The sequence below is a fragment of the Nonomuraea sp. NPDC003560 genome (assembly GCF_042878785.1).
Taxonomy (GTDB): Bacteria; Actinomycetota; Actinomycetes; order Streptosporangiales; family Streptosporangiaceae; genus Nonomuraea.
This window is the reverse complement of record NZ_JBIAOF010000009.1, coordinates 168,916-183,938: the sequence shown is the minus strand read 5'-3', so window position 1 is coordinate 183,938 and position 15,023 is coordinate 168,916. Positions and strand designations below refer to the sequence as shown.

At 69.7% G+C, this 15,023-nt stretch carries 16 protein-coding genes; 10 read left to right on the top strand and 6 right to left on the bottom strand.

What is annotated here, in order from left to right:
• Nucleotides 1-20 precede the first annotated feature (20 nt).
• Nucleotides 21-1,976, top strand: a complete 1,956-nt coding sequence (locus ACFYUV_RS32045; protein ID WP_387674852.1) for a Tn3 family transposase — start codon at nt 21-23, stop codon at nt 1,974-1,976.
• Between the two features lie 13 nt (nt 1,977-1,989).
• On the opposite strand, the gene ACFYUV_RS32040 is transcribed toward ACFYUV_RS32045, so the two are convergent.
• Nucleotides 1,990-2,649: a recombinase family protein gene (locus tag ACFYUV_RS32040; RefSeq protein WP_387674850.1), complete on the bottom strand. Its 660-nt coding sequence runs from the start codon at nt 2,647-2,649 to the stop codon at nt 1,990-1,992.
• Nucleotides 2,650-2,969: 320 nt separating this feature from the next.
• A complete protein-coding gene (locus ACFYUV_RS32035) occupies nt 2,970-3,509 on the bottom strand; it encodes a MarR family winged helix-turn-helix transcriptional regulator (RefSeq protein ID WP_079319114.1) in 540 nt (179 codons plus the stop codon).
• Nucleotides 3,510-3,617: 108 nt separating this feature from the next.
• Here ACFYUV_RS32035 and ACFYUV_RS32030 point away from each other — a divergent pair, with 108 nt between their 5' ends.
• The 5 genes from ACFYUV_RS32030 to ACFYUV_RS32010 all read left to right on the top strand — a co-directional run bounded on the left by ACFYUV_RS32030 (nt 3,618) and on the right by ACFYUV_RS32010 (nt 7,875).
• A complete protein-coding gene (locus ACFYUV_RS32030) occupies nt 3,618-4,031 on the top strand; it encodes a nuclear transport factor 2 family protein (RefSeq protein WP_079319113.1) in 414 nt (137 codons plus the stop codon).
• Nucleotides 4,032-4,090: 59 nt separating this feature from the next.
• The gene (locus tag ACFYUV_RS32025; protein ID WP_079319112.1) at nt 4,091-4,531 is read left to right on the top strand and encodes a winged helix DNA-binding protein; all 441 of its coding nucleotides are present in this window, start codon (nt 4,091-4,093) and stop codon (nt 4,529-4,531) included.
• Between the two features lie 19 nt (nt 4,532-4,550).
• A complete protein-coding gene (locus ACFYUV_RS32020) occupies nt 4,551-5,405 on the top strand; it encodes a haloalkane dehalogenase (RefSeq protein WP_079319111.1) in 855 nt (284 codons plus the stop codon).
• A gap of 564 nt (nt 5,406-5,969) precedes the next feature.
• The gene (locus tag ACFYUV_RS32015) at nt 5,970-6,554 is read left to right on the top strand and encodes a DinB family protein (RefSeq protein WP_387674844.1); all 585 of its coding nucleotides are present in this window, start codon (nt 5,970-5,972) and stop codon (nt 6,552-6,554) included.
• Nucleotides 6,555-7,062: 508 nt separating this feature from the next.
• Nucleotides 7,063-7,875, top strand: a complete 813-nt coding sequence (locus ACFYUV_RS32010) for a hypothetical protein (RefSeq protein ID WP_387674843.1) — start codon at nt 7,063-7,065, stop codon at nt 7,873-7,875.
• Nucleotides 7,876-8,085: 210 nt separating this feature from the next.
• Here the strand turns inward: ACFYUV_RS32010 and ACFYUV_RS32005 are convergent, their stop codons facing one another.
• A complete protein-coding gene (locus ACFYUV_RS32005) occupies nt 8,086-8,376 on the bottom strand; it encodes a hypothetical protein (RefSeq protein WP_387674840.1) in 291 nt (96 codons plus the stop codon).
• Nucleotides 8,377-8,578: 202 nt separating this feature from the next.
• Between ACFYUV_RS32005 and ACFYUV_RS32000 the strand changes: the two genes are divergently transcribed.
• Nucleotides 8,579-9,376: a maleylpyruvate isomerase family mycothiol-dependent enzyme gene (locus ACFYUV_RS32000; RefSeq protein ID WP_387674837.1), complete on the top strand. Its 798-nt coding sequence runs from the start codon at nt 8,579-8,581 to the stop codon at nt 9,374-9,376.
• Nucleotides 9,377-9,626: 250 nt separating this feature from the next.
• On the opposite strand, the gene ACFYUV_RS31995 is transcribed toward ACFYUV_RS32000, so the two are convergent.
• The 3 genes from ACFYUV_RS31995 to ACFYUV_RS31985 form a co-directional block, all read right to left on the bottom strand.
• Nucleotides 9,627-10,862: a hypothetical protein gene (locus tag ACFYUV_RS31995; protein WP_387674834.1), complete on the bottom strand. Its 1,236-nt coding sequence runs from the start codon at nt 10,860-10,862 to the stop codon at nt 9,627-9,629.
• Nucleotides 10,863-11,064: 202 nt separating this feature from the next.
• Nucleotides 11,065-11,643, bottom strand: coding sequence for a TIGR03086 family metal-binding protein (locus ACFYUV_RS31990; protein WP_387674831.1), 579 nt, complete (start codon nt 11,641-11,643; stop codon nt 11,065-11,067).
• A gap of 20 nt (nt 11,644-11,663) precedes the next feature.
• Complete coding sequence (locus ACFYUV_RS31985) at nt 11,664-11,918, bottom strand: hypothetical protein (protein ID WP_387674828.1); 255 nt, start codon at nt 11,916-11,918, stop codon at nt 11,664-11,666.
• 477 nt (nt 11,919-12,395) lie between these two features.
• Here ACFYUV_RS31985 and ACFYUV_RS31980 point away from each other — a divergent pair, with 477 nt between their 5' ends.
• The 3 genes from ACFYUV_RS31980 (at nt 12,396) to ACFYUV_RS31970 (ending at nt 15,019) form a co-directional block, all read left to right on the top strand.
• Nucleotides 12,396-12,992: a TetR/AcrR family transcriptional regulator gene (locus ACFYUV_RS31980; protein ID WP_387674825.1), complete on the top strand. Its 597-nt coding sequence runs from the start codon at nt 12,396-12,398 to the stop codon at nt 12,990-12,992.
• 216 nt (nt 12,993-13,208) lie between these two features.
• Nucleotides 13,209-13,952, top strand: a complete 744-nt coding sequence (locus ACFYUV_RS31975; protein WP_387674822.1) for an SDR family NAD(P)-dependent oxidoreductase — start codon at nt 13,209-13,211, stop codon at nt 13,950-13,952.
• Between the two features lie 107 nt (nt 13,953-14,059).
• Entirely contained in the window at nt 14,060-15,019 is a 960-nt protein-coding gene (locus ACFYUV_RS31970) for an RNA polymerase sigma-70 factor (protein WP_387674819.1), read from the top strand.
• The last annotated feature ends 4 nt before the right edge of the window (nt 15,020-15,023 follow it).

The following is a 15,023-nucleotide window of genomic DNA, read 5'->3' as shown; positions in this document are numbered from 1 at the left end:
CAGGTGGAGGGCGGTTTCGGGTGCGTCGGGAGTGGGAGCCGGAAGAGCTGATCGCGGCGTGGACGCTGCTGGACGGCGACTGGGAACTGGTGGGGAATAAGACAGGAGCGACGCGGCTGGGCTTCGGTCTGCTGCTGAAGTTCTTCGAGCAGGAGGGCCGGTTCCCGCGGCATTCGGGTGAGGTCCCGAAGGCCGCTGTCGACTACGTGGCGGGGCAGGTGAAGGTCGACCCGGTCCTGTTCACGGAGTACCGGCGGTCGGGGTCGACGATCGAGTATCACCGCAAGCAGGTGCGGGAGGCGCTGGGGTTCCGGGAGTCGACGCGGGCGGATGAGGATGTGCTGGCCGAATGGCTGGCGGACAAGATCTGCCCGATGGTGTTCACGGACGAGGGACTGCGGGCGGCGCTGCTGAGGCGTTGCCGCCGCCGCGAGATCTACGTCGCCGGTGCCCGCCGCTGGCGGAACCCCGAGGAGGATCTGCCGACCGACTTCGAGGACAACCGGGACGTCCACTACGAGACCCAGCACCAGCCGCTGGACGCCGGCGTGTTCATCGAGTCGTTGAAGGAGGCGATGCGGGCGGCGATGGCCGCCTGTGGGGAGGCGGTCAGCAGGAACAAGTCCGGTGGGACGAAGGTGAAGACGCTGCGCGGCGAGCCGCGCTGGCACATCCCTGATCTGGGCAAGCTGAAGGTTCCGGAGAACCTGCGGGCGCTGCACACCGAGGTCGCCGCCCGCTGGGGGATCATCGACCTGCTGGACTTCCTGAAGGAGTCGGACTTCGTCACCGACTTCACCGACGCGTTCACCACGGTCGCGACCCGGGAGGCGACCCCGCGGGAGGTGATCCGCAAACGCCTGCTGCTGGTGCTGTACGCGCTCGGCACGAACGTGGGGATCAAGCGGGTCGCCGACGGCGGCCGGCATGGCGAGACCGAGGCGGCCCTGCGCGCGACCCGGCACCTGTTCGTCAACCGCGACAATCTCCGCGTGGCGATCGCGACGCTGGTCAACGCCACCCTGCGGATGCGGGACCCGCTGTGGTGGGGCAACGGGACCGCGTGCGCGTCGGACTCGAAGAAGTTCGGGTCCTGGTCGTCGAACCTGATGACCGAATACCACGCCCGGTACGGCGGCCCCGGCGTCATGATCTACTGGCACATCGACCGGAAATCAGTGTGCGTCTACTCCCAGCTTCGGACCTGCAACGCCTCCGAGGTCGCTGCGATGATGGAGGGCGTGCTGCGGCACTGCACCGACGCCACCATCGACCGCCAGTACACCGATAGTCATGGCCAATCCCTGGTCGGGTTCGCGTTCTCCCATCTGCCGGGATTCAAGCTGCTGCCGCGGATCAAGCGGATCGCGCAGCAGAAGCTCGTCAAGGCCGAGGCCGGCGATACCGTCCCGTCCTGTCTGAGCGACATGGTGGCCGACAAGCCGATCGACCGGGAGATCATCGCTCAGCAGTACGACCAGATGGTCAAGTACGCCACCGCGCTGCGGCTGGGCACGGCCGAGGCGGAGCAGGTGCTGCGCCGTTTCACTCGCGGCGGCCCCAAGCATCCCACCTACAAGGCCATCGAGGAACTCAGCAAGGCGGTCAAGAGCATCTTCGTTGCCGAGTACGTCGCCTCCGAGCAGCTGCGCCGCGAGATCCATGAGGGCTTGCAGGTGGTGGAGAACTGGAACTCCGCCAACACCGACCTGTTCTACGGCAGCGCCGGCACCATCCCCGGCAGCGACAAGGAGCATCAGGAGGTCTCCATGCTCAGCCTTCACCTGCTCCAGTCGGCGCTCGTCTTCATCAACACCTTGCTGGTTCAGTCCGTCCTCAAGGACACCGCCTGGCAGAAGAATTTGACGGACGCCGACAAGCGAGGACTCTCGCCGCTGTTCTGGTCCAACGCCAGCCTGTACGGCACGATCGACATCGACATGGGCCGCCGTCTCAACCTCGACCTGGTCGCCTGACCCTTCCCGTCGATCACGCCGATGGCCGAGCCTGGACGCCCTGGCCGGGCAGCAGGTCGGCCAGGGCGGTTCGCACGGCCGCCCGGCTTACCCCATGAGCCCGTGCCAGGACCGCGATCGACGTGCCCTCCCCGAAGGCCGCCCGCACGTCCTCGCGCCGGTCACCGTCCAGCGCGGGTGGCCGGCCGCGGTAGCGGCCTTCGGCCTCGGCTGCGGCGATCCCCTCGACGGTGAGCTCGTTCTGGATGTCACGCTGGAACTGGCCGACGGCGGTGATCACGTTGATGATGACGGCGGTGGTCGCGTCGCCTGCGGCCAGATCATGGAAGTTCGACAGCGGTCCGGACAGGACGCGCAGGGCGACGCCGCGGGCCTGACACCAGTTGCGGACGGCGTGGATGTCGAGCAGGTCGCGGCAGAGCCGGAACAGCTCCGAGACCGTCAGGGTGTCGCCGGGGTGCGCCCTGGCGGCGATCTTGCCGAACGCGGGCCGGTCGAGGGCGGGGATCTTGGAGGTGGTGGCGGGGTCCTCGAAGAGGAGGACGCCGTCGGCAGGCCGGAATCCCTCGGCGACACCTTCGGCGCGCACAAGAAGGCCGACCTCAGTGAGGATATGGCGCTGCCGCGGCAGGGACTGGGTCGCGGTGGAGACGCGGGAGTAGACGATCTGCACCGGACTCTCCTCGGAAGGGTTGGAGCCCGATCTTCCTGTCGGAAAATCCTGTCGTCAATGCGTGTGCGGAACCGGCTATCTGACGTCACGGTTCGTCGGTCGATGCCCGGTTTTCGAGAGGACTTGCGGGGCCCGATCAGAGGGTGTCGTTAAATCTTCTAATCCCGACACCTCGGCGGCGACCCAACATCATGATCAAGACCTTCTGCTGGAGCGAGGGACCTTCCGAGGAGCGCCGGTGCGTGATCAGACTGCACGTCAAGCGCCTGTACGGCACAGCCCTGGGCATTTCGGGGGCATAGGGATGCCGGCATTGATCTCTACCTGGGGCCAGCCATGGAAGGGGCAGGAGGGTGGGGGTTGGGAGACCGGGGCTCCGGTGCGTGCATGTGGTGGTCCAGCAGGCGAGTGAGTAGCTGGACGAGCTGGTCGCGTTCGGCGGGAGCGAGCGGGGCGAGCAGCTCGTCGTGGAGGTCGTCGAGGACCTGGTCGAGGCGGCGCAGGCGCCGGCGGCCTTGGGCGGTGATCGTGATGACGTTGCGGCGGCGGTCATCGGGATCCGGCGTCCGTTCGATGAGGCCGCGCTCGGCCAGCTCGTTGAGTACGCCGACCATGTCGCTGCGGTAGATGCCGGTGCGCCGGCTCAGCGTCGCCTGGCTGCCCGGGCCGTGCTCCTGCAACGAGGCCAGTACGGCGTAGTGCCACTTGCGGGCGTCGACCTTGGCCAGTCCGTCGTTCACCAGCCGGTCCGACTGTGCGGTCAGGCCGGACAGGAGGCGGCTGGCCCGTCGGCGCAGCCTGTCCGGCGTCTTCGTCTCGCCGTCGTGCGGCATGTCCGAGGCGTCGGCTCTGCTGGTCATGCCGCCGATCCTACCTCCTGTTGCGTTCGCCCCACTAACGATGTAGCTTCGTTCACATCACAAACGTTTGTCACATGAACGTTAATTCAACTAATGGAAGAGGGCACTGTGTCCACGAACACCGCGGTCGCCGACCGCATCGAGATCGCCGATCTGTTCGCCCGCTTCGCCCGCCTGCTCGACGAGAAGCGCTGGGCGGATGCGCACACTGTCTTCGCCGACGACGTGGCGGTGCACTCGCCCCGTGGAGGCGAACTGCGCGGCATCGACAACGTCGTCGACTTCATGCGCAAGAGCGAGGTCGAGGGGCAGCAGGCCCAGCACCTGACCACCGACCTGCTGGCGGAGATCGACGGCGATGAGGCCGCCGTCTCTGCTTACTCGCTCGTGTTCTACTACCGCGACGGCCAAGCGCCCCACTTCACCGGCGGGCTGCGCATGGGGGGCATCGCGGTGCGGACGCCGGCGGGCTGGCGATTCCGTGAGCAGCGGATCACCCCCCTCTGGACCCGCGCGAGCTGATCCGCGAAGCCCGACCGTTAATCAGACAAACGTTCTATTTCGCTGGATTGGATGGAGTCATGGCACCCACCCTGCCCTTCGGCACCGCGCTCATCGGCCAGACCGAGAAGACCCTCAACGCGATCCTGGAGCGTCAGCTCGACGGGACCGGCATCACCGAACCCCAGTGGGTCACGCTCACGCTGACCTCGGTGAGCGGCGGGACCATCGACCGCGCCGAGCTCATCGGCAAGGTCAGCAAGGCCACCAAGTTCAGCGAGGCGTCCGTGGCCGAGCGCATCGCCGAGTTGACCGCCGCGGGCCTGCTGAAGGACGGCGGCGAAGGCGGCGACGTGCAGGTCAGCGAGGCCGGTCAGCAGCAGTGGACGCAGGTGCGCACCGCGCTCGGCCCGATCATCCAGGGGCTGTGGGGCGACCTGCCCGCCGAGGACCTCACCGTCGCGGCCCGCGTGCTCAACACCGTCCTGGCCAGGGCCAACGGCGTGCTGTTCGCAGGCTGAAGACAAGGAAGCGCCCATCATGCCCAGCATCGACGTCCTCGACTCGACGATTCACTACGAAGACCACGGCAGCGGAGCCACCGTCGTCTTCCTGCACGGCAACCCCTCCTCCTCCCACATGTGGCGCACGATCCTCCCGCTGGTCGGCGCGGGACGGCTGATCGCCCCTGACCTCATCGGCATGGGCCGCTCGGGCAAGCCGGTCGGCGACTACCGGTTCGCCGACCACGCCCGCTACCTGGACGCCTTCTTCGACGCCCTCGGCCTGGACGACATCGTGCTCGTCGGCCACGACTGGGGCGGCTCGCTCGCCTTCGACTGGGCGGCCCGAAACCCCGGCAGGGTGCGTGGCGTGGCCTTCTTCGAGACGATCGTGCGGCCGATCGACTCAAGCGAACTCTCCGAGCAGGCCCGCGCCCACACCGCGCGGTTCCGCACCGCCGAGGGCGAGGCGCTGGTGCTCGACACGCACCTCTTCGTCGAAGCCGCCTACACCGGGGGAGTGCTGAACCCGCTCGGCGCCGAGGACCTCGACGTGTACCGCCTGCCGTACCCCACTCGAGAGAGTCGCCGCCCCCTGCTGAACTGGACCCGGTCGCTGCCGATCGACGGCGACCCTGCCGATGTGACCGCCAGGATCAGCGCGTACGGAACTTGGCTGGCCGACAGCCGGGATGTCCCCAAGCTCCTGCTCACCTTCGATTTCTCACCCACGCTGCTCATCACTCCGGAGGTCGCCGCCTGGTGCAAGGACAACGTCGCGGGACTGCAGGTCGAACACTGCGGCCCAGCCGGGCACCACGCGGCGGAGGACCAGCCCGAAGCGATCGCCGCGGCGATCGCCACCTGGCTGGACCAACAGAACCTCCGATAGGCCCGCCCCATCAGGAAGCCGTTCGAGCCGTCGGAGAATCGAGACGCGCAAGGAGCCGTTCTCCGGCAGGGCTCGACTGAAGCCGCCGGGATCCCGTCTGATCATCGTGATCGGGCGGGATCCCGGCGTTCAGGGGATTCCCCATCGGGTTCACCTACCGAGGGGGACCTCCCCGCCGGATCGACGACGACCCGCTACCTGCCACCGCCAGAGCCGGCCGCTACAAGAAGCAGTTCCCCATGATCAGAGTCCGGTCCCTGCAAGACGCCGCCGCGAGTTGTCACTGGGGATCCCGGTGCGGCTAACCGCCACGGCCACGTGGCCGCCGACCGTGCACCCGGCCTACCACCGCCAGCACGGCGCCCGCGACAGCGACCCGTTCTTCGTCCACCCCGCGCACGAACACGGTCAAGCAGAAGGCCCACCCAGTCAGTCACATTCACCGCTCCGAAATGATCACGAACCGCAATCGTGATCTCTCACTCCGCTACCTGACGGCTGGGGACATGTTCGGGAGCGGAGGGCCGCCTCCAGCGGGGGCGCAGCCTGACAGGATCGTGACCCATGATTGACGATTTCGCGAAAGACAACCTCCACGAGAGACTGCGACGGGACCGCAAGGCGCTGCTCTGGAAGCTCGACGGCCTGTCCGAATACGATGCCCGCCGACCTTTGACAGTGACCGGGACCAACCTCCTCGGCCTGGTCAAACACCTGGCCACCGTCGAAGCCAGGTACTTCGGCGAGGTCTTCGACCGCCCTTCCCCGGAACCGCTGCCCCGATGGCAGGACTCCGACGGCAGCGATCTGTGGGCGACCGAGGACGAGACTCGCGATCAGATCATCGGGTTCTACCGGCGCACGTGGGAACACTCGGACGCGACGATCAACGAGCTGCCCCTCGACGCCCCCGGCCACGTGCCGTGGTGGCCGGAGTCAACGCCGGCCTGGCACATGAACCTGTTCGCCATCATGGTCCACGTCCTCGGCGAGTCCACCCGGCATGCCGGGCACGCCGACATCCTGCGCGAGGGCCTCGACGGCCGGACCGGGTCGCGCGCCGAATACGAGGAGCAGATCGACGAGGCAGCCCGTGCCGCCTACTGCGCGAAGATCGAGCAGGCCGCCAGGACGGCCCGAACCAACTAGGGCTCGACCCGCATCGCGCCACCGTGGCCGCGCTCTTGGCGGGCCACGGTTCACCTCCGCCCCCACCAGATTTCGGGGAAGGCGTCCTCGTCGCGCGGCTCCGTCCCGGCCTCGGCGCAATCGACAGACGTCCTCGGCCGAGGAGGATGCCGCTCACAGCCACTCCGTTCGGTGGCCGGGGTAGCCGAACCGGTACGGCGCGGCGGCCATCCGCAGCGTCCGGCACGGGTATCCGGGCCGAGGAGGAACACTCGCCGCGAACCAGGAGCCATGAGCCCTCGCCGCCCACCGGAGCTCCCGCTGAGTTCATCCTCAGGAAGGGCGCAGTGATGTCGGATCGCCCGCCCACCTGGTCTCCCGCAGGGCCGGGAGCCGCGGCCTCCATGGTGGGCACGCAAGGTCCGCGTTGGAGACGCACTTCGATGAACGGGCTTCGCCGTACTGGACGGGATGTCTGGCTGAACCCTCCAGGCCGGCGGGGCGTCCTCTTGGTATGAAGAGATCGCGGTTGACCGTCATCGCGCTGCTCGCGTCGTTGTGCGCCTGCGGCCAGTCCGGTGCCGGCCCGGCGCCTTCTGTGGCCGGGACCGAGACGATCGTGTTGCCGCGGGCCGATCAGCCCAAAGCGCATCGGCCCACCCTGGAGCGACTCAAACGGGAGGCGGCGTCGTCGGGCCGACCCCTGGAGGAGGTCGTCAAGCGGTACGCGACCCGGGTGGCTGCCACCTCCTCCCCCAGGCCGACGGACTTCGAGGGTTACGACCCTGCGGTGACCGACCCGGACGTGGTCATCGACGGCATCCCCTACGCCGAGCTGGTCGACCTCGGGGCCGTCGCCAGATCGGAGGGCATCTCCTACGAGGAGGCCATCGACCGCTTCGGCTCACAGTCGTCCAACAGCCAGGTGATCGACAAACTTCATGCGGAGTTCCCTGACGAGATCTCCGGCATCAGCTACGTCGACGGCCAGCGGGGGCTGCGCGTCGGCTTCAAGGGTCCCATCCCGGCTCGCGCGATCGAGCTGGCCAGGACCCTCCCCCTGGAGGTCACCCTGATCGGCGGCAAGCGATTCTCGGCCTCGGAGCTCCGGCAGGCCCAGGAGACGGTCGTCTCCTGGCTCCGGTCCCGTCCTGAGGTGGCCACGATGACGGCGCACCCAGATGAGGAGACCGGCCAGGTCAAGGTCACAATCCAGCCGAAGGTGATGCCGGACGATACCGAGGAGTTCAAGCGTGGTCTTCAGCTCCCGCAGCCGGACAATCCGCACATCACCGTCGAGGTCACGCTCTCCGCCGAATCGGTCGCCGTTCGGCCGCAGTGAAGGCCGCCGAAGCCCCACGGCCCCAATTCAGCGCCCACGAGCCTCCGTCATGACTCCGCCCGAACGCACTCTTGCCAGAGCCCCCACCGAGGTCGTCACCAGGCTGGACCTCAGCGCCAGGCAGCTGACGGCCTGGGAGACACCGGCGACGCTCGGGCAACCACCTGAATGACGACCCGTTCGCCGAGCCGGCGATCGCGAGCCCTGTAATCACGGCAGATTCGACCGCTGCTGCCGGCCACGAAGCCTCTCCAGCGCGGCCGCAACCTCATTGACCTGCTCAGGTCTCCGGGTGCTCCACTCGGAGACCTCGTTGAACCATCGGTTCCAGACCGCGCCCACAGCCTCGGCTGTGACCTCTTCCTCACCGCGCACCAGAGCGGTCAGATCACGCACTTCAGGGTCGTACTCGTCCTCGGGAGCCCCCATGCCCAACAGGCCTTCGGGGTCGTACTGATTGATCAGCACACGGACAGCGGCGGCTACCTGATCATCCTTCATGCCTCCAGCATGCCCCTGCACCTCCGGGCCTTCCCATCACTCGCCGAACATGCCTGGCAGGCATCCAAGCAGTCCTCGCAATCGGTGACCGCATGCTCAGTGCACAGCCCCAGCCACTTGACCACTTCCGCCGCGACCTCGTGCGCATTGACCGAACCGCTCCGCTTACCGGTCCCGGAATCGACGGTGATAGACATCCGGCGTGGAAAAGAACCTGGAGTTCCCTGACCTGCTGCGACTGATCGATGAACGGTCGACCGCCTTCCGCGCCACGGTCGCCGCCGCGCCCAGTCTCGACGCACCGGTGCCGACCTGCCCCGAGTGGAAGCTGTTCGATCTGGTCAAGCACCTGGGCGGGGGAGACCGTTTCTGGGCCGCCATCGTCGGCGCGGGGCCTGCCGACGCTCCCCCGGCCGAGGCCGCCGCCGCGCGCGCCGCGCTGGAAGTGCCGCGGGAGCGCGAGGCGCTGCTGGCCTGGCTGGAGGAGTCCACGCGACTTCTGCTGGACGTGCTGCGGGAGGCGGGCCCGGACGCCGGCTGCTGGGCGTGGTGGAGTGCCCTGCAGACGCCACGGACCTCCGGCGGAGTCGCCCGGCACCGGGTTCAGGAGAGCGCCGTGCACACGTACGACGCCCAGCTCGCCGCGGGCGCCCCGGAGCCGGTGCCGGTCGGGGTCGCCCTCGACGGTGTCGAGGAGTTCCTGTTCACCTGCGTCGCGACGCCCAGCGCCTGGCCGCACAAGCCCACAGCCTTCGACTTCCACGCCGCCGAGGGCCGCTCCTGGCGCCTCACGGTCGACGGCGACGGCGCACGCTCCACCCGCATCCCCGCGCCCACTGCCGCGACCGGCGAGGACCGGGACGCAGCCGGCGCCTCCGTCCACGGCACGGCCAGTGAGTTGGTCCTCTACCTGTACGACCGTATCCAGGCCGACTCCTTGCACGTTGACGGAGACGCAACGCTGCTCGACCTGCTCCGCGCCTGGGAGCCGGAGGAGTAGGCCTCCAGGGACGATCGGACCGAGTCTTTGGCGCCATGACCACCGCGGCGACCTGATCGCCTTCGCCGCCCGCGAGCTACGAGGTCCGAGTCGCGCAGCCTGCGGTCCGAGGTGCGGTCCGGAGTGCGGTTCGGGCAGTCTGCGGTGCGCGATGCGGCGTGTGGTTCTGGTTGTCTGCGGCCGGGCGGGTGTTTCTGGTTGATGCCCGGTCCGCGCCGCCCGCAAGTCCGTTGCCCGGTGTCGCCCGCGGTCAGTCGGCCTGTGTCGCCTGTGGTTCGGGGCCGAGGGCTCGTTGGGCGAGTTCGGCGGCGACCGCTCGTTCCCGTAGGAGGGCGGCCTCGGCGCGTGCGGCGTCCAGCTCGGCCCGTACGTCCGCCAGGCGCATGCGCTCCAGCCGCAACTCCCCCAGCAGCTGGTCGCGTTCCTTGACCGCCGCCGCGGCCCGTACCTTCTCCCGGGCGTGTTGTCTGCGTTCCTTGGCCAGCGCCGCGGCGGCGTCCTCCTCGGCGGCCGCCAGCTTCCGGACCAGGTCGCCCACCTCGGTCGCGGCTTGGGCGGCCTCCCGCTGTGCGACCGCCCGGTCCCGCTCGGCCTCTGCGGCCGCGCGTTCGGCACGTTCGGCCCGCTCAACGGCTCGCTCCCGCTCCTGCGCGGCCGCCTCCTCCCTGGCCGTGGCCGCGATCACCGCTCGCTCCGCCAGCTCGCGCGCCCGCCCGGCCGCCGCCGCCTCCTCCCGGGCGCGATCTCTCTCCTCCCGCGCCCGGTCCGCCTCCAGCCCGGCCTGTACGGCCTGCGCCCGCGCCTCCTCGGCCCGATCCTCGGCCGCCTCCGCCTGCTCGGCCAGCTCCTGGACGACCTGATCCCGGGTCTGCTCGGTCAGCTCGGCCTGGCGCGACGCCTCCTTCACCCGTCGTTCGGCCTGCTCGGCCCGCCGGACCGCCTTCTCGGCGGTCTGCAACGCCTGCCGTTCGGTGCTGGCCGCCTCGCGCAAAGCGGCCAGGGCCTGCTCGCGGGCGCGTTCGGCGTCCTGCAGCGCCGTCTCGCGCTCGTTCTCGGCCTCCTCCAGCCGGGCTCGCATCTCGGCGGTCTGCCGGCGCGCGTGCTCGGTGGCCTCACGGGCCAGGCGTACCTGCTCGAAGGCCTGCTCACGTTCGGTGCGGGCGATCGCCACGCGCGTGTGCGCCTCTGCCTGGACGGCGCTCAGCTTGGCCTCGACCCCGGCCGGGCTCAGCTCGTCGGACAGGGCCTTGGCCAGCGGCTCGATGGCCGCGAGAAGCCCGGTCTCCATCCGGTCGTACAACTGCTCGGCCCTGGCCAGCGCTCCTTCCAGCCCGGGGGTGGCCCGCCGCAGCTCGCGCTCCCGCTTGGCCGCCGCCTGGCACCCCTTCTCCGGACAGTACGACTTCGGCCGCCCGCGCCCCGGCCGCTGCTCGATGGGAGCTCCACAATGCTTGCAAGGCGTCACCACGCCGACCTCCGCAGTCACGGCGACACCCTAACATTTTCTAATTTCTGGAAATTCAAATCCAGAAATTGACCATGCGCATGCGAGGTCGGGATGAAGTCGCCACCGCAGCGACGTCCGGGAGCGGTAGGACCTCGCCACCGCAGGTCAGCGCCCTGCCCGCGTGAACGGCCGGACGTCCGCCACTGAGCGCAGACCCGGCCGCGCCGCCTCCGGCCACGCCTCACCTGGCCCGATGCGGGGCGAGGTCGCGGCCGAGGAAGGCCAGCAGCCGCCGGTGGGCGGGTGCGCCTGCGGGCTGGTGAAGTTCGAGGCCGAACATTCCGGGGCGGCGGAAGGCGTCGAAGTCCATGCCGCGCATGGTGGCGAGCAAGTCGTCGCAGGCCTGCTCGTCCACCAGCGTTTCCTGGTCGGTGGCGATCGCCAGGTCGACGCCGTGCACCAGGACCTCGGTCAGATGGACGAGTGCGGCCATCGGCCCGGGCACTTCCCCGAATCCCAGCCGCACGGTCGTCTTCAGAGCACTCTCGCGGTGCCAGGCCGCGAGGTCGAGCCGGGCGGCTCCGAGAAAGGCGCCCTGCGGGTCGGTGCCCAGCCAGTCATCCTCGTGCTCGCCGCCGGGGTCGGTGCCGGTGAGCTCGGCGGCGAAGATGCGCATGCCGCCGACGAGGTGGTTGAGCTCGGTGCGCACGTCCCATCCCGCGCAGGGTGTGGGGGCGGTGAGCTGCTCGTCGGTGATGCCCTCGACGATGGTCGCGGTCATGTGGACGGCCTGGTCGATCCGGCCGATGGTGTCGGTCATCTGGTTGCTCTTTTCGGTACTCATCGTGCTTGGGGATTGATCAGGTCCGGCCCGGGTTCACCGCTGAGGTTCACGGGCTGCCCCAGCTTTGAATCGGGCGGGCGAGAGGCGGACGGCGAGGGGTCCGCCGTAGCGGCGAACAGGGCCCGCGCCATCGGGTTGGCGATCGATGCGCCGATCAACGCGGTCGGGAACGGCAGGAAGGCGACCAGGAGCAGGACCGGCGCGTGCCGGAACGCGAACCCCTTCGCCAGCCGGCGGACGATGTCCTTCAAGCTGGTGGTGGCGGCGCCACACCCACCACGGCAGGACGAACGCCAGCGCGAACGCCAATGGGAGCCCCGTTGGTCGACCAGGAAGTCCCACAGCCCCGGACTCCCCGTCACTCCTCGTCCTGGCGCTCCGGCTCCACCGCCGGCAGCGTCATCGCGATCGCGAAGATCGCATCGGTGAAGAAGGCCAACCTCTCGGGAGCGAGCCCATGCTCCGGCCGCGCATCTGCGCTCGCTGGTGCGCTTGCCGGTACCAGGCGTCCTCGTCGCCGGCCGGGATGGCCCGTGCGGTTCCGATCACCTCGCCCAGGTCGGGCCCGCTGCGAGGGGCGAAGCACGCCGTACGAAGGGACTCGAAGAGGAACTTCACGGCGGACTCCCCTCGTTGAGCGAGACGGAACGGGACCGTCTCGACATGTCGCACCCTAGCCCCGGCCCGACCCGAGACGCAACCGTTCCGTCTCGGGTAGGCTCGGCGGCATGAGTCGATCGCCAGCAGCTCGCCCGCCCGGCGGGCCCGTGCTTCAGGGCGCCGTCACCGACGCGATCCGCACCGCCTTCCTCGAAGAGCTCGCCGAGGTCGGCTACGGAAGGTTGTCGCTGGAGGCCGTGGCCCGGCGGGCCGGCTCGGGCAAGGCCGCCATCTACCGGCGCTGGCCGTCCAAGGAAGCCGTGACCATCGACCTGATCACCCAAGTCTCCATCGCCGCAACCGACACCCCCGACACCGGAACCCTGCGCGGCGACGTCCTGGCCTTCCTGACCGCGGTCGACGAGGCGCTCCGGCATCCACTGGTGTCGCGCATTCTGCCCGACCTGTTCGCCGCGGGCGTCCACCATCCCAACATCGCCGACTCCCTGCGCGACAGGGTCGGTGGAGCCCGACGCGAGAAGGCGGTCAACGTCCTGCGGCGGGCCGTGGAACGCGGAGAACTCGCGCCCGACACCGACTTCGAACTCGGCCTGGACCTGCTGGCGGGCCCCCTCTACTGGAGCACCACCGTCCGCCAGGCCCCCGCCGACCCGGCCCGCCTGCAGCGGCTCGCGGACAAGGTGGTGGCCGCCCTCGCGGCATGACGAGGTGCCATCCCACCACCCGGCGACTTCAGCGGCCGTGGCGACGCGACCCGAGAAGGGCCACCGATGCTCTTCGGAAGCCCCCACCGGCAAACCCGGCACGGAAGTCGGTGACGGTCGTCGACCAATGCCAGGCTCTACCCCAGCTCGGAACGGCCCGTTGTGACGTCGCTCACAAACTGTCACAGCCACGGAGGGGGTTCCGTCTTAGAGCGCATGACGACCACGGAACGCACCACCGCACTGATCACCGGCGCCAACAAGGGGCTCGGTCTCGAAGCCGCCCGCCGCCTCGGCGCACTCGGCTGGACGATCTTCCTCGGCTCCCGCGACGAGGCCCGCGGGCAGGCCGCCGCCGCCCGGCTGGCCGAGGACGGCATCGACGTGATCATGATCCCCCTGGACGTGACCTCCGACGCGTCCGTGAACGAGGCCGCGCGGCTCGTCCGCGAGCACACCGACCGCCTGGACGTGCTGGTCAACAACGCCGGCGCGCCGGGGAACGCCGTCCCGCCCGCGGACGCCACCGCCGCGGAGATCCACGCGGTCTACGACACCAACGTCTACGGCCCGGTCCGGGTCACCCACGCCTTCCTGCCGCTGCTCCAGGCCGCCGAGAACCCGCGGGTGGTGATGGTGTCCAGCGGCGGCGGCTCCTTCGCCGTCGTCACCGATCCGGACCAGCCCGTCTCGAAGATGCACGAGCTCGCCTACAGCTCCTCCAAGGCGGCCCTGAACATGATCACCGTCCGGTACGCCCACGCGCTCCCGCACATCAAGTTCAACGTCGCCACCCCCGGCGAGACCGCCAACCACAAGTTCGCCGCCACCGACATGAACCGTCACACCGGCCTGCTGACGGTCACCGAGGGCACGGACTCGATCGTCCGGCTCGCGACCCTGGGCCCCGACGGCCCGACCGGCGTCTTCGTCGACCGCCTCGGCCCGATCGCGTGGTGACCTCCGTGCGCCACCGGACCGGCCTGCCTGGTCACGAGGAGGTCCAGCCGCACGCCTACCCTGCTGGGCGTCGTACGCAAGCACCTCCGGACGGGAAGGCCGAGCAGATGAGCCGCGGTACAGGAGCCGACGCGACCGACCCCCAGGCGGAGGAGCCGGACGTGACCGGATACCGGCCGCTGCTGTTCTCCATCGCCTACGGGATGACCGGTTCCGTGGGCGACGCCGAGGACATCGTGCAGGACGCGTTCCTGGGCCTGACCAGGGCGCGCAACGCGGGCACCGTGATCACCGAGCCGAAGGCGTACCTGACGACCGCGGTGACGCGGCTGGGCATCGACCACCTGCGCTCGGCGCGGGTGCGACGGGAGACGTACGTGGGCGAATGGTTGCCCGAGCCGGTCGTGGCGCACCCCGGCGAGCCGGGGCCGGCCGAGCACGCCGAGCTGGCCGACTCGTTGTCGATGGCGTTCCTCGTGCTGCTGGAGTCCCTGTCGCCGGTGGAACGGGCGGTGCTCATGCTGCGCGAGGTGTTCGGGTACGGCTACCAGGACGTCGCGCGGATCACCGGCAAGACCGAGGTGAACTGCCGGCAGATCCTCGCCCGCGCCAGGCAGCGCGTCGCCGCCGGCCGGCAGTCCCGCGACAGCGCGCCGACCCGGGCGCGGCGGGCGGCGGGCGAGGAGCTGGCCCGCAGGTTCTTCGACGCGGCCGGCGGCGGTGACCTGGACGCGCTGCTCGGCATGCTCGCGCCCGACGTGGTCCTGCACGGGGACGGCGGCGGCAAGGCCCAGGCGATGGCCAGACCGGCGGCCGGGGCGCCCCGCGTCGTCAAGATGCTGGTCGCGGGGCTGCGCCGGGTCCGCGCGCTCGGCGTCACGGTACGGACGGCCTGGGTCAACGGCCGCCCCGGCGCGGTCATGTACGACGCCGAGGGACGCGTGGCGGGCGTGGTCGAGCTGGACGTCGCCGACGGCCTGATCCAGGCGATCCACTCGGTGGTCAACCCGGACAAGCTCGCCCATCTCGGCCCGGTCTCCGACGTCGCCCGCCTCCCGGAGAAGTGAGCCG